General features: G+C 47.4%; 20 protein-coding genes. All 20 read right to left on the minus strand.

Annotation, left to right across the window (positions count from 1 at the left end; all coding sequences use genetic code 11):
• Nucleotides 1-168: 168 nt before the first annotated feature.
• On the minus strand, nucleotides 169-1,497 hold the full coding sequence (spoIVB, locus tag AB4Z29_RS05845) for a SpoIVB peptidase (protein ID WP_441942140.1): 1,329 nt from the start codon (nucleotides 1,495-1,497) through the stop codon (nucleotides 169-171).
• A 123-nt stretch (nucleotides 1,498-1,620) separates the two neighbouring features.
• The gene (recN, locus tag AB4Z29_RS05850; RefSeq protein ID WP_441942141.1) at nucleotides 1,621-3,333 is read right to left on the minus strand and encodes a DNA repair protein RecN; all 1,713 of its coding nucleotides are present in this window, start codon (nucleotides 3,331-3,333) and stop codon (nucleotides 1,621-1,623) included.
• A gap of 12 nt (nucleotides 3,334-3,345) precedes the next feature.
• Nucleotides 3,346-3,798, minus strand: coding sequence for a transcriptional regulator AhrC/ArgR (gene ahrC, locus AB4Z29_RS05855; RefSeq protein WP_441942142.1), 453 nt, complete (start codon nucleotides 3,796-3,798; stop codon nucleotides 3,346-3,348).
• Nucleotides 3,799-3,815: 17 nt separating this feature from the next.
• The gene (locus tag AB4Z29_RS05860; protein WP_441942143.1) at nucleotides 3,816-4,283 is read right to left on the minus strand and encodes a hypothetical protein; all 468 of its coding nucleotides are present in this window, start codon (nucleotides 4,281-4,283) and stop codon (nucleotides 3,816-3,818) included.
• Between the two features lie 195 nt (nucleotides 4,284-4,478).
• Nucleotides 4,479-5,309, minus strand: a complete 831-nt coding sequence (locus AB4Z29_RS05865) for a TlyA family RNA methyltransferase (RefSeq protein ID WP_441942144.1) — start codon at nucleotides 5,307-5,309, stop codon at nucleotides 4,479-4,481.
• Between the two features lie 15 nt (nucleotides 5,310-5,324).
• On the minus strand, nucleotides 5,325-7,223 hold the full coding sequence (gene dxs, locus AB4Z29_RS05870; RefSeq protein WP_441942145.1) for a 1-deoxy-D-xylulose-5-phosphate synthase: 1,899 nt from the start codon (nucleotides 7,221-7,223) through the stop codon (nucleotides 5,325-5,327).
• 117 nt (nucleotides 7,224-7,340) lie between these two features.
• Nucleotides 7,341-8,255 (minus strand): polyprenyl synthetase family protein, encoded by a 915-nt coding sequence (locus AB4Z29_RS05875; RefSeq protein ID WP_441942146.1) that lies wholly within the window; start codon nucleotides 8,253-8,255, stop codon nucleotides 7,341-7,343.
• 2 nt (nucleotides 8,256-8,257) lie between these two features.
• Nucleotides 8,258-8,512: an exodeoxyribonuclease VII small subunit gene (gene xseB / locus AB4Z29_RS05880; RefSeq protein WP_441942147.1), complete on the minus strand. Its 255-nt coding sequence runs from the start codon at nucleotides 8,510-8,512 to the stop codon at nucleotides 8,258-8,260.
• Entirely contained in the window at nucleotides 8,490-9,866 is a 1,377-nt protein-coding gene (xseA, locus tag AB4Z29_RS05885; RefSeq protein WP_441942148.1) for an exodeoxyribonuclease VII large subunit, read from the minus strand. The genes xseB and xseA overlap by 23 nt, the downstream gene beginning before the upstream one ends.
• 8 nt (nucleotides 9,867-9,874) lie before the next feature.
• On the minus strand, nucleotides 9,875-10,735 hold the full coding sequence (gene folD / locus AB4Z29_RS05890; RefSeq protein ID WP_441942149.1) for a bifunctional methylenetetrahydrofolate dehydrogenase/methenyltetrahydrofolate cyclohydrolase FolD: 861 nt from the start codon (nucleotides 10,733-10,735) through the stop codon (nucleotides 9,875-9,877).
• Between the two features lie 47 nt (nucleotides 10,736-10,782).
• The gene (nusB, locus tag AB4Z29_RS05895) at nucleotides 10,783-11,226 is read right to left on the minus strand and encodes a transcription antitermination factor NusB (protein WP_441942150.1); all 444 of its coding nucleotides are present in this window, start codon (nucleotides 11,224-11,226) and stop codon (nucleotides 10,783-10,785) included.
• A gap of 160 nt (nucleotides 11,227-11,386) precedes the next feature.
• The gene (locus AB4Z29_RS05900) at nucleotides 11,387-11,617 is read right to left on the minus strand and encodes a DUF2273 domain-containing protein (protein WP_441942151.1); all 231 of its coding nucleotides are present in this window, start codon (nucleotides 11,615-11,617) and stop codon (nucleotides 11,387-11,389) included.
• Between the two features lie 14 nt (nucleotides 11,618-11,631).
• On the minus strand, nucleotides 11,632-12,189 hold the full coding sequence (gene amaP / locus AB4Z29_RS05905; RefSeq protein ID WP_441942152.1) for an alkaline shock response membrane anchor protein AmaP: 558 nt from the start codon (nucleotides 12,187-12,189) through the stop codon (nucleotides 11,632-11,634).
• Between the two features lie 102 nt (nucleotides 12,190-12,291).
• Nucleotides 12,292-12,699 (minus strand): Asp23/Gls24 family envelope stress response protein, encoded by a 408-nt coding sequence (locus AB4Z29_RS05910; RefSeq protein WP_441942153.1) that lies wholly within the window; start codon nucleotides 12,697-12,699, stop codon nucleotides 12,292-12,294.
• A gap of 135 nt (nucleotides 12,700-12,834) precedes the next feature.
• Entirely contained in the window at nucleotides 12,835-14,190 is a 1,356-nt protein-coding gene (gene accC, locus AB4Z29_RS05915) for an acetyl-CoA carboxylase biotin carboxylase subunit (protein WP_441942154.1), read from the minus strand.
• 52 nt (nucleotides 14,191-14,242) lie between these two features.
• Nucleotides 14,243-14,734: an acetyl-CoA carboxylase biotin carboxyl carrier protein gene (gene accB / locus AB4Z29_RS05920; protein WP_441942155.1), complete on the minus strand. Its 492-nt coding sequence runs from the start codon at nucleotides 14,732-14,734 to the stop codon at nucleotides 14,243-14,245.
• A gap of 241 nt (nucleotides 14,735-14,975) precedes the next feature.
• On the minus strand, nucleotides 14,976-15,593 hold the full coding sequence (locus tag AB4Z29_RS05925; RefSeq protein WP_441942156.1) for a SpoIIIAH-like family protein: 618 nt from the start codon (nucleotides 15,591-15,593) through the stop codon (nucleotides 14,976-14,978).
• 29 nt (nucleotides 15,594-15,622) lie between these two features.
• The gene (gene spoIIIAG / locus AB4Z29_RS05930; protein ID WP_441942157.1) at nucleotides 15,623-16,255 is read right to left on the minus strand and encodes a stage III sporulation protein AG; all 633 of its coding nucleotides are present in this window, start codon (nucleotides 16,253-16,255) and stop codon (nucleotides 15,623-15,625) included.
• Nucleotides 16,256-16,284: 29 nt separating this feature from the next.
• Nucleotides 16,285-17,031 carry a stage III sporulation protein AF gene (spoIIIAF, locus tag AB4Z29_RS05935; protein ID WP_441942158.1) on the minus strand — a complete coding sequence of 249 codons (747 nt, stop codon included), beginning with the start codon at nucleotides 17,029-17,031 and terminating at the stop codon, nucleotides 16,285-16,287.
• A 17-nt stretch (nucleotides 17,032-17,048) separates the two neighbouring features.
• Entirely contained in the window at nucleotides 17,049-18,296 is a 1,248-nt protein-coding gene (spoIIIAE, locus tag AB4Z29_RS05940) for a stage III sporulation protein AE (RefSeq protein WP_441942159.1), read from the minus strand.
• Nucleotides 18,297-18,300: the final 4 nt, after the last annotated feature.

The following is an 18,300-nucleotide window of genomic DNA, read 5'->3' on the forward strand; positions in this document are numbered from 1 at the left end:
CGTTATAATAAAAAATTTGTTACATGTACTGATACCTTTCGTTATTCTTCGACAAAATTCATCGCTCTTTTCCTTTGCTGCGCGTTTTTTAGTTTCGCTCCATAAAAAAGAAAAACGTCTGACTTAGCTTCAGATGAGCTAAAGCAAACGTTTTTCATAAAGCAAATTTCAAGCCGCTTCGGCAATATGACCATTTGCAGATTTAAGGAGTACTCCGGCATCTTGAAGCATCCATTCAATAAAACACCCATAACCGGAAGAAGGATCATTCACAAACACATGTGTTACCGCACCAACAAGCTTGCCGTCTTGTATGATCGGACTTCCGGACATACCTTGAACGATGCCTCCTGTTTTGCTTAACAAACGTTTATCTGTAATTTTTATGACCATGCCTTTTGTAGCCGGCCCAGATTGCTTCGATACATGTGCGATCTCAATATCGAAACGTTCAACCTTCTGTCCATTTACAACAGTCAAAATTTGCGCCGGCCCTTCCTTCACATCTTCAGCAAAAGCAACAGGGATAGACTTCTCGCTATAGCTGTGCGTAGGAACCTCATTCATTTTGCCGAATATTCCGAAAGGAGTATTGCGCTCAACATTGCCCAATATTTTGCTTTCTTTTACGAAATGCGCTCTTTTTTCTCCCGGCTCGCCATTTTGGCTTTTGTTAATAGACGTAACGCTGGACTGTAAAATCTGGCCTTCCCCTACATCGATAGGAGTTTGTGTATCCATATCCGTAATGACATGYCCGAGAGCACCGTATACGCCCTGGTCTGGTGCATAAAAAGTTAACGTACCTACTCCTGCTGCGGAATCACGAATGTAAAGTCCAAGACGCCAAGCTTTATCATCCGCATCAAATACAGGGCTTAATAATGTGTGATTGATTCGTCCATCACGTTTGAAGGTTACTTCCAGTGGTTTCTTTTCGTTGCCTGCTCGCTCGCTTAAGACCGCGACTCGCTGTACCTGATTGATATTGGCGCCATTGATCTTAACAATTAAATCACCTAGGCGCAGCCCCGCTGCCTCTCCAGGCGAATGCTTCATGCCGTCTGCCCCAGCAACCTGATGATGTCCTACAACCAGAATGCCAGATGATTTTACTTTAACGCCAATAGTCTGTCCACCTGGTATTACTCTTAAATCTGGCACCACATTAACTTTTACTGTCTTGAATGGAATTTTACCAAATAATTTCACTTTCATTTTGGTTTGACCACTTTGAATCGATTGAAGAGACATTGGCTCGTTCAAATTTACAGATAAAGAATGACTGGTGGATCCGTTAATCTGAAGCATCTGTGGGTCGACCGTTACTTCTGCATGAACGGGCACTCCGTACTGTAATCGTTTCAGTTGCCCGGAGAATAAACGAAGTTCATTCGGGATAGCGGCAAAATGTTGAAACGGAGTGGAGCTTCCGATCACGCAAATGAAGAAAACGAGAACTAGGCCAAACCATCGCTTCCTTTGATTGGAGTTCAATGATTTCACGCTCCCTGTAATTCCATCGCATGACGAAAAAGGTTAAGTCGCCAATGGCGTACCTTTAAGTTACCCTCACCCGCATGTTTTATGTCCGCAAAAACATTCCCTAATTGGCTTCCATTACGCCCCCTTCTGTCTAACCGCCAAATCAAGCATTTCCTGTGCATGATGCCTTGTTTTTTCCGTCACTTCCACACCGCCAAGCATGCGCGCCAATTCATCGATTCGCACCTGTTCAAGCAGTTCCATGACCGAAGTCGAAGTCCGCGCTCCAATAACCTGCTTCCGTATTTCATAATGGTGATCGGCCATACATGCTACCTGAGGGAGATGGGTGATGGAGAACACCTGGCACTTAAGAGCAAGCTGGGACATTTTCTCTGCGATCGCTTGGGCAGCTCGTCCGCTTACGCCGGTATCCACCTCATCAAAGATAAGTACCGGAACTTGGTCGATTTCGGCAAAAATACTTTTCAGTGCAAGCATAATACGCGACATTTCTCCACCGGATGCAATCTTGCTAAGCTGCTTCAATGGCTCGCCCGGGTTAGTGGAGAGCATAAAGATCGCCTCATCCATTCCGTTCGTATGCAACCGTATTTGCTTCGTTTCGCCGCTGCCAGACACAGTTGCATCGATTTGGACCCGAAATCTTGCCGATGGCATCTGAAGCTGTCCTAGCTCGTTCTCGATAGCCTCAGACAGCTTTGCGGCTGCATGCTCCCTCAGCTGCGACAGCTCCTGCGCCAGCACCAATGCTTGGTCGTACAGCTTCGCTTCCTCTGCACGCAGCTCTTCAAGCAGCTGATCGCGGTTTTCGATTTTGTCGCGGTCCATAATGGTCCGGTCCAAATATGCAAGTATGTCAGGGATGGTTTCACCATATTTGCGCTTCAATCCATTGATCAGATCTAAGCGATCTTCAACCTGCGATAGCTGATCTGGATCGGATTCAATGCCGTCCCGATAATCACGTAGTTGAAATGCGGCATCCTCAGCTTGATAAAAAGCAGACTGCAGTTGTTCAAGCAATGGATTCAATTTGGCGGGATCATAGCTTTGAATATCAATTAGCTTTGCGACAGCCTTGCTAACCATATCAAGCCCTTTGCCTCCATACAACAAATCGTAAGCGTCAGAAACCGCATCCATTCTTTTCCCCGCATACATTAGCTTGCGCCTTAGCTCGGTTAGTGATTCATCCTCATCAACCTTAAGCTGCGCTGCCGTAATTTCCTCAATCTGAAATCGGTATAAATCAAGCATTTGCACATTGTGTCTTGTTGAATTTTCCAAATCGCGGAGCGAGGCTCTAACCTGCTGCAATCCGCTAAATACGGTCCGGTAATTTTGTTTGCGCTCGATCAGCAGATCGCCTGCAAACAAATCCAACCATTCCAAATGCTGCTCCGAGCGCAGTAAAGATTGGTGCTCATGCTGCCCATGAATATTTACGAGACATTCTCCGATTTCTCTCAGCATCGTCATTGTGACGAGCTGTCCGTTCACCCGACTGCTGCTCTTGCCTTGCGCGGACAGCTCGCGCCTAATGACAAGCATCTCTTCATGTACGGCATGTACACCCAGTCTATTCAGCACCTGCCATACGGGATGTATGCTTGAAAGATCAAATAAGGCTTCCATTTCTGCTTTGTCACAACCGTAACGCACCATGTCTGCGGAGCCTCTACCGCCGACCAACAAGCTTAGGGCATCGATCAATATCGATTTGCCTGCTCCTGTTTCTCCTGTCAACACATGAAAGCCATGATGAAAAGTAACGTTCACTTCTTCGATTACCGCTAAATTCCGAATAGACAATTCACGCAGCATGGTTCATCCTCCTTAGTTCAATAACTCCAGTATTCGTTCAACGACTACTCCGCTCTGCGTCTTCGTTCTACAGATCATCAGAATGGTATCATCACCACAAATCGTGCCCATAACTTCTGACCACTCCATGTTGTCGACCAATGCACCAATCGCATTCGCCGAGCCTGGCAAGCATTTCATAACTACCAGATTATCCGTAAAGTCAATGTGTTCGAAATGATCAAGCAATGCCCGCTTTAGCTTATGAATCGGGTTCTGCTTCTGATGCTCCTGCGGGATGGAATACTTGTACTTTCCTTCGCCAGCAGGAACCTTAATTAGCATCAGTTCTTTCATATCGCGAGACACAGTGGCCTGCGTAACCTGCATGCCAGAGTCACGCAGCGCCTCCACTAGTTCTTCCTGCGTCTCGATTGCGCGTTTCGTAATAATTTCCTTGATTCGGAATTGTCGAATTCCTTTCATGAGAAAACCTCCGTGAATTAATAATCTGAGATGTGAAACGTAATTTTCCGAATAAGCTTTTCCTTTGCGTCAACGAACAATATGCCATCACATTCAGGAAGAAGAAGAGCATATACGAGTAATTTGTCCCTTACACCACTCGGCGACCAATCTATGGGCATCCGATCACGTGCCGTCTTCACGACATAGCTGCAATTATCCTTCACAGCGATGTAGTCTATGTAAATCCGGCTGCCCTTTCCAAGTGGAACGTCGTTCACTTTAATGGGAACTGGAATTAAGTGCTTTCCCGAGCTTACCTCGTACCCTGATTGCTCCAGCAATATGATATTCTCATCATCCGCTGCAAGTACGCCGCCCTTCCCCAGCTTAAGTCGATTCACGCTCGCAGGCTCATGCAGCCATCGGTGAAACATTCGAAACAACCAGAATGTAAACAAGCAGCCTGCTATCGCCATGATCATCCAATCGCCATATGCTCCCACTCGCATCCTCCGTTCATTAAAGGACAGTCTCCTTTAATCCTTCGCTATGCGGTGCGATTATTCCTGTATTCGCTATACACCGAACATTTGTTTGCTTTTATTTAGTTTATCAAAAACAGCACCCGCCTGTAAAGTAAAAAAGATGCCGGCAGCAATCACGCTGCTCGACACCTCTCAAATATGACAATGCTGCACTTATTTGCCCGCTGTAAACGTTTCATTTGCTTGCTTGACTAAAGCAGCTAGGGATTCATCATTCGGGAACTCAGTGTTTGGTTCTGCTGACCAATGCCAATAAGCTAAAAATTCAATGTTCCCTTCTCCCCCCGTAATAGGAGAAAAGGTAATATCCTGCAAAGAATAACCGAGCTCTGAAGCCATCGTCAGTACTGCACGCAGTACATCACGATGTACAACGGCATCGCGAACGACTCCCGATTTCCCAACTTTCTCACGGCCTGCCTCGAATTGTGGTTTGATGAGTGCGACAATTCCGGACCCAACCGATAACAACGTCGATAATGCCGGCAAAATATGCTTCAAAGATATAAAGGAAACATCGATCGTAGCGAATGTAGGCAGCGGTCCTGTTAAATCAGCAGGCTGTGTGTATCTGAAATTTGTCCTTTCCATGACATGGACACGTTCGTCCTGCCGCAGCGAATAATCCAATTGATTATATCCGACGTCAATCGCATACACATAGGATGCGCCGTTTTGCAAGGCACAATCCGTAAAGCCCCCAGTCGACGCTCCAATATCAAGCATAACGCGACCTTGAAGGTCTATGTTGAAAGCCCGAATGGCTTTCTCAAGTTTAAGGCCGCCACGGCTTACATACGGATGCAGAGCGCCCTTTACTTTGATATCGGCGGCTCTCGGTACTTTCATACCGCTTTTGTCAACAGGCTCATCATTAACTAGCACAAGTCCAGCCATCAAAGCTGCTTTCGCTTTTTCTCTGCTTTCATAGAATCCGCGTTCAACCAGCAGTATGTCAATCCGTTCTTTAGGTGTTGTAGTCATCTGTCTCCCTCGAAGCTACTGTTGGCCAGTAACTCGCTTCATTCGCCGTGGCTGCATGTTTTTCAAATCGGAAGCGACGCGTTCAGCCGTTAGTCCGATTTCTATTCTTTGCTCTTTGATTGTGCCGTGCTCGACAAACAGATCAGGCACGCCAATGATACGAATAGCAAGGCCGTAAATGCCTCTTAATGAATAGAATTCAAGTACCGAGCTTCCGAATCCGCCAAGCTCAGCATTTTCTTCCAGCACGATCATTTGCTTGCCTTCTGCTGCGAATTGGAGAAGCATTTGCTCATCCAGCGGCTTAATAAACCTTGCGTTTACGATTTGAACGTTTATGCCGTCACGCTTTAGAAGCTCAGCAGCTTCCTCAGCAACCTGAAGCATAGGTCCAATCGCCATTATGACGCTTGAATCGCCTTCACGTACCGTCTCCCACTTTCCGATAGGCAGTGCCTGCGGATTGGGATCCATCTCTACGCCAAGACCCGCAATCCGAGGGTATCGCACTGCGATCGGTCCATCATCATAATCAACGGCTGTCTTAAGCATTTGTCGCATTTCATTCTCATCTTTTGGCATCATAATAACCAAGTTAGGAATATGCCGCAAAAATGAAATATCATAAACGCCATGATGGGTTTCTCCATCAGGACCAACAAAGCCCGCGCGATCGATTGCAAATATGACATTCAGATTCTGCCGGCAAATATCATGTACTACTTGGTCATAAGCACGCTGCAAAAAGGTAGAATATACGGCAAATACCGGTTTCATTCCTTCAATAGCCAGCGCTGCCGACATCGTAGCCGCATGCTGCTCCGCAATCCCGACATCAATCATCCGGTTCGGGAACCTTGCAGCAAAGGGAAGCAATCCCGATCCACCAGGCATGGCTGGCGTTACCGCAACGATTCGTTCATCCTTCTCCGCAAGTTCAATGAGCATTTGCCCAAATACGTCCGTATATACGGGGGGCCCAACTGCCTTCACTACCTGACCTGATTCAATCTTGTATGGCGTTATGCCATGCCATTTGAATGAGTCAGCCTCGGCAGGAGAGTAGCCCTTCCCTTTGATTGTCAATACATGCACAAGTACTGGGCCAGGCATAGAATCCGCCTGCTTCATAATGTCGATCAATTGATCCATATCATGCCCGTCTACCGGACCAAGATACGTAAATCCGAATTGCTCAAACAAAATACCGCTTACGAGCAAATACTTCAAGCTGTCTTTGAATCTTTCAGCAGTCTTAGCCAGTTTCCCGCCGATTGCCGGCACTTTGTTCAACAGCTGCTGCAGCTCGTCCTTGGCTTTATGATAATGGCGATCCGTCCGGATCTTTCCTAAATAATGATGCAATGCTCCTACATTAGGAGCAATGGACATTTCGTTGTCGTTCAAAATAACGATTAAATCTTTTTTCTCGTGACCGATATGATTAAGTGCTTCCAAAGCCATACCGCCAGTAAGCGCACCATCGCCAATAACGGCTACAACACGGTTTGTTTCGCCCTTCAGATCACGAGCAAGCGCCATCCCCATCGCAGCAGACAGCGATGTACTGCTGTGACCGGCTTCCCATACGTCATGCTCGCTTTCGGCACGTTTAACGAAGCCGCATAAGCCTTTATATTTCCGTAATGTATCAAACCGTTCCATTCGGCCGGTTAAAATTTTGTGAACGTATGATTGATGACCGACATCATAAATAAATTTATCTTCTGGACTATTGAATAAATAATGCATGGCTAGGGTCAGCTCTACAACTCCCAAATTCGGAGCGAGGTGACCACCCGTAACGGAAAGCTTCTCAATAAGGAACTGACGGATTTCAGCGGCCAGTTGCTCTAGTTGAGCGGTTGTCAAAGCTTTCAAATCTTGAGGTCCGTTAATCTGGTCAAGCAGCACGTTACTTTCCTCGCTTTCRCGGACGCGTATTCTAGCCGTCCCATGAACATCTACATTTTACCTATTATAGCATACTGCGATTTATTTCCCAACCAAAATGGAAAAAGCATGGCATTCTCAATGATCGCGTCCAACGAGATAATCCGCAATTTCAAGCAGCCGTTCCGGAGCGGCAAACCCCGCCTCGAGTACAGCTGACTTCGCTTCTTGGGTTAACCGTTCAACCTGAGCTTTGCTTTCTTCTATTCCGATGAGGAATGGATAAGTAACCTTGTTCTGCTCAACGTCGCTATTCGTTTTCTTGCCGAGCTTCGTTTCGTCGCCGATCAAATCAAGGATATCATCCTGAATCTGGAAAGCCAGACCGATATTGCGTCCGTAACGGGCTAGTAGTTCAAGCTGCTTTTCCGAAGCGCCACCGATCCTACCCCCTGCCATAACAGAAAATGCAATTAAATCGCTCGTTTTGTGAAGATGAATATATTCCAGCTCGCTTATGGAAGTAATCCCTTGCTCACCTTGCATATCCGCAACCTGACCGCCAACCATGCCTGGAGCACCAGCTAGCATAGCCAAATCCTCCACGATCGCAAGTGCTATTTCGGCACTGACGCCACCACGGCGGGCAGCTTGCGGGATTAGATGAAAGGCGTGTGTGAGCAGGGCATCTCCTGCGAGAATTGCCATTGCTTCACCGAATACCTTATGGTTTGTCAGTTTGCCTCTGCGGTAGTCGTCATTGTCCATAGCGGGCAAATCATCATGCACCAGCGAATACGTATGAATGAATTCAACCGCGCACGCAACAGGCAGTGCTGCATTTTTAGAATCTTCTTGACCTAATACCGCTTCTGCTGCAGAGAGAACGAGTGCAGGTCTAATACGCTTGCCGCCTGCTTCCAAAGAATAAAGCATCGCTTCCCGTAACCTTGCTGGAACATGCCATTCGGCAGGCAGCGATTGTTTAAGCGAAGCTTCAATAAGCTCCGCGCATTGCGATAAATACGCTTTTATTGCGAACCTCTCGTTCAAGCTTATTCCCCTTTGTCCTCGTTTACTTCTGTAAACGGTTTTTTCTGAAATCCTTGGTCTGTCTCGATCAACAGTTCGATCTTCTTCTCGACCTGCTCCAGCTTGCCGCCGCAAAGCTGAGAGAGCTTCATGCCTTCTTGAAACAGCTCTATTGCCGTTTCAAGCGGAACATCTCCGTTCTCAAGCCTAGAGACAATAGAATCCAAACGCTCCATCGCTTGCTCAAACGTAAGCTCACTTTGATCCGCTGCTGCCATCCATCCCATCTCCTCTCCATGCGTCTACGTGACAATCCAGCTGTCCATCCGCCAGCCTTACCTTGACGATATCGCCAATTTTAACGTCTCGGATCGATTTGATTAATTTCACTTCTTGCTGGTCGTACACAAGGCCGTAACCTCTCGACATCACCTTTAAAGGGCTTAACGCATCTAATTGTTTCATGCTGCTTGACAGTCTCTGTTTGTTCTGTTTGACGGCGATGCTCATCGATTGCTCAAGCTGTTTCTGAGCGGATTGCAGGCGACTAGCAGCGAACGCTGCACGTTCGCCGGGGTGATGGGCCGCTATCGTCGTTTGAATTCTAGCCAAGCGCTTATGCCCGCGTTCGACTATACGATTCGTTCGCTGCTCCAGTTGCTCCTTCAAACGATCCAAGCGTTCTGCCTGATCGAGCAAATATTTACGCGGATACAAGAAAAAAGGAGAGCGCCGTAAGCGCTGCAGCCTCTCCTTATCATCTTGGACACGGTAGCGTATGCTTTGTATCAGCCTCTGCTGCTGTCTCATAAGCTGCTGCTGCAGCTCTTCCTTGCTAGGCACAGCCAGCTCTGCTGCTGCCGTTGGTGTTGCTGCCCGTAAATCCGCGGCAAAATCCGCAATTGTAAAATCAGTCTCATGACCAACAGCGCTAATAACGGGAATAATTGATCCTGCAATACTCCGTGCAACGGCTTCTTCATTGAACGCCCACAACTCTTCTAGCGAACCGCCGCCGCGGCCTACAATTAATACGTCCGCTTCGCCAAAACGATTCATTGCATCAATCGCTTTTACAATGGCAGGCGCTGCTTGAGCGCCTTGAACGAGAACCGGGTATATATAAATCGGAATTAAAGGATACCGACGTGTCAGCGTAATAATAATATCTCTGACTGCAGCTCCAGTCGGGGATGTTATGACTCCGATTGCGCGCGGAAACCGTGGAATAGGCCGTTTTCGGGATTGCGCAAAAAGCCCCTCTTCGCTTAGCTTGCTTTTAAGCTGCTCAAACGCGAGGTACAAACTACCAATTCCGTCTGGCTGCATCGCATTCACGTAAAATTGATAATTGCCATCTCGCTCATAAACCGAAATATTCCCTCGAGCAATTACTTTCGTGCCTTCTTTGGGTATGAACGGGAGACGCTGGTTCTGTGAGGCGAACATAATCGATTTGATTCGGCTGTCTTTATCTTTTAGCGTGAAATACATATGCCCGCTTGAATGATGCGTGAAATTAGAAATTTCGCCACGCAGCCATACATCGCCGAGCAGCAGATCCGATTCCATTTTCATCTTAATGTAACGATTGAGCTCTTTAATGGAATAGATCCGAGGCTGGTCTGCCATATCTGCAATCACTCCTTGATTCCGTTTGCCCTTTTTGCTGCTGTAATCGTATTTTTCATAAGCAATGTTATCGTCATTGGACCAACGCCGCCAGGAACCGGGGTAATAAAGCCTGCTGTATCCAGGCAATCCTCGAAGTCTACATCTCCTGCAAGCTTACCGTCAGGCAGTCTGTTGATGCCTACATCAATAACAATTGCGCCAGGTTTTACAAAATTGCGGCCAATTGCTTTTGCTTTTCCAATGGCAACGACAAGAATATCCGCTTGCTTTGCGATTTCCTCCATGTTAGCTGTACGCGAATGGCAAATTGTTACCGTAGCGTTCTCGCGGAGCAGCAGCATGGCTACCGGTTTCCCTACAATGTTGCTTCGGCCGATAACAACAGCGTGCTTCCCTGAGATATCTACGCCGCTGCGTTTGATCAACTCAATGACGCCAGCCGGCGTACATGGCAGCAGGCTATCATCTCCGATAACGAGATTGCCCACGCTCTCGGGATGAAAGCCGTCAACGTCCTTCTCAACGCTAATAGCATCAATGACAGCCTTCTCGTTAATGTGCTTAGGAAGCGGCAATTGCACGAGTATGCCATTAATTGATGCTTGATTGTTTAATCGGTCAATAACAGCCAGCAATTCCTCTTCACTCGTATCACCGGATAAACGGTGTACCTCGGAATAAAAACCAAGCTGCTGGCAAGCTTTTTCCTTAGAACCAACATACACCTTAGAAGCTGGGTCCTCGCCAACAAGTACGACTGCAAGTCCTGGAATGATTCCCTTTTCTTTCAAGGCTGCAGATTCCGTAATCATTTCTTCACGGATTAAATCAGAAATTTTCTTTCCTTCAATAATTTGTGCGCTCATTGCTCCAGTCTCCTTTAACATCCATGAATAGTTGTGTTTCCTTTGAATTAAGCCTTCAGCTCTTCAATTTCCAGAAGAAGCTTACCGAGAACACCATTAACGAACTTCCCTGATTCTTCTGTTCCAAAATGTTTCGCAAGTTCAATGGCTTCATTAATTGTAGCCTTCGGCGGTACATCGTCGCGGAAAACCATTTCATAGCAAGCCAATCGCAGGACTTGGCGATCAACCCTTGACAAACGATCAATCTGCCAACCTGTCAAATACTGCTGGAGCATGCCGTCAATGGCTTGTCTATGTTCCATTACGCCTGAAACAAGCTCACGCGAAAATTCATCCGTGCTGCTTGCTTCGGCCGGATCTGCTTCGATTTCATTGTCATGGCGAAGTTCTTCCATCAGCATATCGACTGCATCAGAAGCCGAAACCTCATTCATTTCCATTTGATATAAGCTTGAAACTGCTATTTCTCGTGCTAATCTACGTTTCATGTTACCTCCACGGCAGCTTTATGCCGAATTGTTATTATTCTTGAACATTTCCTATCCTAATAGGATATACATTCCTATATTTCAAAAAAAACCTATGATCTCCTCCCTGCCCCGAAATAAGCGGCTTTCCGAAATCCGGAGTACGGAGGAGACCACAGGATCATCTAAACGGCCTAAATCTTTCTAACAACGAATACCATAGCCGCTGCCATGGAAAGATAGCTCCGTTGCTTGTTTCTTTCTGAACGCCAATCCAATAACCAATTGAGACAAGCAGCCCTACAAAAAGCATGTCCCAAAAACCGACAAACAAATATAGCAACCCGAAAAACAACCCTATGGCAGCACCAGCTGCGCGTTTCCCGTAAATGGCCCAAAATTCCCTCCACATCAGCAAACTCACCTCTATTCCACGCGACTCTTGAATGTGCCTGTCTGAATGATATTTGCGACATATACTGCAACGTTTGTTACAGGAATGCCAGCAATATCCTCCACATGCTCTTTCACTGAGCGTTGAATTTCCTCTGTCAGCACGGGTATGGAACTTTCGCCATCAACAACGGCACGAATGACAATATCAAGGCCTGCATCGGTTGCACGAATGCGTGCGCGCAGATCTTTGACGCCGCGTTGGCGGGATGCTGCCTTAAGTGCCAAATTTTCAATCGTTTCAAGAGATATGCGAATATCGCCAAAGTCAGTTCTTTGATCGATGGATGGAGCAGTTGCCGATCCACGGTGCAGCGATAAGATAAAAAACCTCAAGCTTAGGATAAACAAAATGACACCTGCAACAATTAACGTGATTTTCAGAGAATCGAGACGATAAAGCTCATCTATCCAATCATGCACTAATCCTCGTGACAGCCAATTAAATCCGATTGAGACCAAAACGACTGATAAACAGCCTATTACGATGCTGTACAAAAACAAAAGCAGCTTGTCCACGACCTTAATCAAGCGTAGCGCCTCCTCCTGCCAAGCCGAATGAAAACCCCCTTGCGCCGAGCGGCATGCCCATTCACGAGGGGGTTGTACGGGATTAAATTAATCCAGCTTTATTTATTTAACTCTGTGTAGGCTTTCTTCTTCATCCGGTTTATCAGGTGTCTTGAAATGTACATCGTGAATATGTACGTTCACTTCAACAACGTGCAGTCCTGTCATCATCTCGATTGAGCGTTTGACATTACGTTGAATTTCAGAAGCGATTTCTGGTATGCGGTTGCCGTACTCCACGATAATCGAAACATCTACCGCAGCTTCACGCTGACCCACTTCAACCTTAACACCTTTGGACAAGTTTTTGCGGCCTAGAAGCTCAACGATGCCTCCAGCAAAACCGCCGCTCATTCCTGCGACGCCTTCCACTTCAACCGTTGCTAAACCAGCGATAACCTCGATGACTTCAGGTGCAATTTGAATCGTGCCAATGTCCGTTTTCTCGTACTCCGCAGCGATCGTACTCATGATAGCTGTACACCTCCTTAAAGTTGCGCGTACCCGGCGCGAGGCCAAGTAATGAACCGCATCTTGTTAATATACTATAACATTCGGCAAGAAATATGACAAACTATACTACTTGTTCACATTTTTGTCGCAAGCTCATTCCGGAGCGTTGATATCATGTTCTTCCAAGAACTTAATGTCGAAGTCTCCGCTAACGAATTTCGAATGATTCAAGAGCTTCAGATGGAAAGGAATCGTCGTCCGAATACCCTCGATGGCAAACTCGGACAAAGCCCGTTTCATTCTTGCAATCGCTTCTTCGCGTGTAGCGCCCCATACGATCAGCTTCGCAATCATCGAATCGTAATGCGGCGAGATGGTATAGCCAGGATAAACAGCGCTATCCACACGAACGCCCGCACCGCCAGGAGGCAGATAAAACGGAATCAGTCCAGCGGATGGCATAAAGTTTTTCTCGGAATCCTCCGCGTTAACTCGGCACTCTATGGACCAGCCATTGATCTTCAAGTCACTTTGCGCGAAAGTAAGCTCATTTCCTTCTGCTACGGAAATCATTTCTTTAATGAGGTCAACGTTTGTGATCATTTCTGTTACGGGATGCTCAACCTGGATACGCGTATTCATTTCCATGAAATAGAAATTGTCATCCGGTCCAAGCAAGAACTCCAAAGTGCCTGCGCCAGAGTAATTGACGGCCAAAGCAGCACGAACAGCAGCCTGTCCCATTCGCTCTCGAAGCTCGGGTGTTAGTACAGAGCAAGGAGCTTCTTCAAGGAGCTTCTGGCGTCTGCGTTGAACGGAACAATCACGCTCGAACAAATGTACCGCATTGCCATGCTTGTCTGCCATGATTTGAATTTCGACATGCTTCATGCCAGTCAAGTACTTCTCAAGATATACGCCAGCATTTCCGAAAGCCTTCTGAGCCTCTTGCTGAGCAGTCGAGATCTGTGCGATCAGCATAGTCTCGTCGTCAGCAATACGAATTCCTTTGCCTCCGCCGCCTGCTGTCGCCTTGATAATAACGGGGTACCCGATCTCGCGGGCAACGCGTATGGCTTCTTCCATATCCTCGACCAAACCGTCAGAACCGGGAATAATCGGTACATCTGCTGATTTCATTGTCAGCTTCGCTACCGCTTTGTCGCCCATTCTATTAATCGCATCAGCGGAAGGTCCGATAAAGGTAATATTGCATGACTCGCAGATTTCCGCGAAATTCGCATTTTCTGCTAAGAAGCCATAACCGGGATGAATGGCATCGCATTCTGTAATAGTCGCCACGCTCATAATATTCGTCATATTCAGGTAGCTGTCCTTAGATGCGGTCGGGCCGATGCAATAAGCCTCATCTGCCAGCTTCACATGCAAGGAATCACGATCCGCTTCCGAATATACAGCTACCGTGGTAATACCTAGCTCGCGGCAAGCGCGAATAATACGAACCGCGATCTCGCCGCGGTTGGCAATTAATATTTTGTGAAATTTCACGTAGGAACCCCTTTCAATAACAGTTTTCCTGTTCGGTCGTTTACGTTGTTCGTTATTCAGGCTTTACGAGGAACAGCGGCTGACCATACTCGACTAGCTGGCCATTAGAGACGAGAACCTCCACGATTTCCCCGCGAACCTCCGCCTCGAGCTCATTCATCAGCTTCATAGCTTCAAGAATGCATACGACGCTTTTGTCGTTGACTCTATCGCCGACTTTCACGAAAGCCGATGCTTCCGGAGTCGGAGAACTATAGAATGTGCCGACCATTGGGGATACGATTTGGTGCAAATGGTCTGTTGAAGGGCGGACAGGCGCTGCTTCCTGTACAGCTTGAGGCTGTGCAGCAGGAGCCGCTTGTTGGGGTTGTAAAGGCGCAGGCGCGTATGTATGCGTAATTGGAGCCGCTTGCACATTCACCACTTCCGTTTTCCCTGGCTTGCGGATGAGCAGGCGAGTCCCTTCGTTTTCAATTTCCAGCTCATGAACGGAAGTTTGATCAACCAATTTGATCAACTCTTTGATCTCGCTCAATTTGAACATGAATATTTTCACTCCTTAAATTTGCGATAGCTAGATTGCTTTCATAGCTTGGAACCGTTAAAGATCCCATGCCAATATAACCAATTCTTTCACATAACGTTTAACATTATATCATAAACAAGCCTGAACACGAATCATTTTTTGTTCATATCCTCTTTCTCGCACAAAAAAAGGCTTTGACGTTACCAGCTCGCAAGCTGGAACGGCAAAGCCTTTTCTACGTATTTCAGCACACTGCTCCTTAAGGAATATATCTGACGGATACTTGATCCGCACCGACTTCCATCGTGCTCATCACCAATTTAATAATGTCTGCAGCTTGTTTTTTCTCAAGCTTCTCGCTGGAGACCACAACGTTGAATTTATCGCTTTGCTCGTCAATGACCACAGTCTCATATTGCTTAAGCAGCTCGGATTCAATGCCCGTTAACTTAGAGGTTTTTTCCTCCAGCATCTCAAGCTCGGCTAGTGCAGCAGACGCTTCCTCAGGCTTTTTCTGCGAGTCGCTAATAGCGGCCATAATACGGTTCTCCATCTCTGTGTTTTTAAGCTCGCGCTTTGCTAGCAGTTCGCTGAACAATCCGCCTGCTGCGAGACCTTGCGCATCGATTTGGCTTAACGTTTCTTTGTCAGCCTCGCTAAGAATGCTCTCATCCACTGGCTGTTCCACTTCATTGACTACCAAGCCGTCACTATTTGCCGCCGCTTCCGTAGCATTGTTCGCTGCTTGCTCTGTTTGCGAGCCATCTGTCAGCACATCCGGCTTGTCGACATCCTGCGTGAATAAGTAATAAGCAGATAATACCACCATTAAGCTGAGCATTGATACGAGCCATACCGTTTGTCTTTTTGTGTTCATGTGAACACCCTCCCATTGATTCGAATTTTTTATTGCTTGCTTGGCACGACTGATATTCGATTAACCGGTACGCTCACGCCTTTCTCAACCGCATTGACGATAAGTCGCCTTACCGTTGCGTTTTCGGCGCCCTTTGCCACTATGAGAATACCGCGTATGCGCGGGTTAATCGTTTTGGTAACGATAGGCTTCTGATCGCCGGAAACCTCGTACAAGACAACCTGACCGTCTTTCGTAATAGAGGTGATATGCCGTTTGCCGCCGCTTGGATCGTTCTCGTCCGTAACCTGCTGTGATTCCTGCGTATTCCGCACGATTTCGATTTCTTCCGTAGAATCAACCGTTACCAGCACGTCAACGGTACCTACCCCGACAATTTTCTCTAAAATTTCTTTTAGTCTAATCTCGAGCGGATGCTCGATAGCGTTGAACAAGGATCCCGAAGAAGAATCCGCATTATTCCAAACCGTCTCGGTTTGCGGCGGGGGATTCGGATCCTGTGCAGAGGGATCTACTTCCTTATAGGTCAGAAATGAATTCACAATCATCAGCGCCGCGCCAATCCCACCAACGATTAGCAAAATTCGCAGCGTCCGAATTCGCTTCGGGCCGCCTGGACCGCCGCCAACCGCCGATTCTATGCCTTCCAGCCATTTGGCCACCGCGCCTTACCTCCTCTCAGTACGCGACTTTATTTCTGCAGCGGCTTTACGGCCGGCTGTCTGACCACGATCTGCTCCTGGTTAAGACCCCAGCCTTTTGCAATCAGACTGCTGAGCTCAGCTGTGACCGCGGGATCTGCTCTAGACCAGTTGCCTTCCACCTGATCTGCCTGACTTTGACCATTCCTCACCTGCGGCTCGCTTGCGTATGGGCTCACGGACTCCATTGGCTCCACTTCCACATCAACAATGACTGGCTGTACCTTTTCCACGGATGCACCTTCCTTAAAATAGCCGCTGTTATTTTCTGGCGCTTTGAGCGTGATGGTTACTTGACTGAGATAAGGCGTTTGCTGACCAGACGCAGTCACCCACTTTAAAACCGCATCCACGTCGGCTACAGCCGCATCCGAACGTTCGAGCAATTCATTGCGCATGGAGGCCTCAAGCGTTCTTTCTGTCAATTTAGCGGCTTCCAGATTACGCTTTGCGCTCATAGCCTCCGCATCCAGTTTGATTTGGCTAAGCCCTGTCATCTGCGCACTGTCCGCAGCAGCCGTTCGACTCCACTTCTCCATGCCTTCATCCAGCTTTGCCCCTATATCGCTTTGAATAAGCTTCAGAATCGGAGAGAGGATGGTTAGAAGGATGAACAAACCGACAACCAGCCTGGCATAACGCTGCATCGCTCTGTTTGGAAGCAGCAGTTCTACGAATACCGCGAGCAGGATGACTGCGATAATATCCCTCAGCCAATCGCTTAACCAAGCAACCAAGTTACTCGTCCCCTTCCTTACCTAACCATCAACGATGCATTGCCTGCAGTCAAAATAATCGTAACGGCAAGAAAAAACATGAGACTGACAGCAGCGAGAGCTGCAAAAACATAAATCATCGTCTTGCCGATCGTTTCCAAACAGGTCACGATTGGCGAGTCTCCCAGCGGCTGCATGACCGCAGCAGCAATATTGTAAATAAGCGCCAGCGTCAATATTTTGATTGCAGGGAACGCGCTGATGAATAGCAATATGATTACGCCAGCCAGGCCTATCGCGTTTTTGGCAAGCATGGATGCCGATATGACCGTATCAGCCGCATCCGAGAACATGCGCCCGACTACGGGTACAAAGTTGCCGGTTACAAATTTGGCCGTTCTGAGCGTGACTCCATCGGTTACCGCACCCGTTACGCCTTGTACCGAGATGACACCAAGAAACGCGGTAAGCAGCACACCCAAAATACCGACTCCGATGTTTCTTAATAGATTGGCCAGCTGCGTTACCTTGAATTTCTCAGAAAGCGCGCTTGTGATATGGAGCACCGCCGAGAAAAAGAGCAGCGGAAACACCAGCGTATAAATAAGCGTCCCGACCGCATGGATCATAAAAATAATAAGTGGATGAAGGACCGATACCGTCACAACGTTGCCCATTGAAGCCAGCAGCGTCAACAGCAGCGGTACCATGGCCAGCATGAATTGAATCATGCTTTCGATTGCCCCTTTGGCGTAACCCATTGCTACATGGAAGCTGTTGACTGCGATGATGATCAATACCATGTACGTAATGGAATATGCGACTTTGCTGACAGCATTGCGTTCAAAGGCATTTTGCAGCGTCTCCAGCACCATGCTGAATACCGTCAGCATCACGATCGTCACAAGAAGCTTCCCATTGTAGAGCACTTCATGCCACAAATATTTCAGAAGTCCTTGGAGCATATCCGTCAACTTTAAGCCATCGCCGCCTGGCAGAATCATTTCCATAAAGCTTGGAACATGCTGGTCGGGAAAATAACCGCCATACTCGCTTGAGAGCTTGTTCCAATATGATTCAACGGCCTCTGTATCCAATCCGCCCAGTTGTTCGCTCGTCAGCTCTTTCGAGAGCTCGTCTGCCTCAGCCTGAGCACTCTGCACAGGCACATTCTGCTCGCCACCCATTGCATATCCGATAGAGGGCACAAAAGAATACAGAAACGCAGCAATCAAAACGAATAACAACAGCTTGGCTCTCTCCCGCGTAGGAGTGAGGTTAATCATCGGC

Source organism: Paenibacillus sp. 2TAB23 (assembly GCF_052115165.1).
Lineage (GTDB): Bacteria > Bacillota > Bacilli > Paenibacillales > Paenibacillaceae > Pristimantibacillus.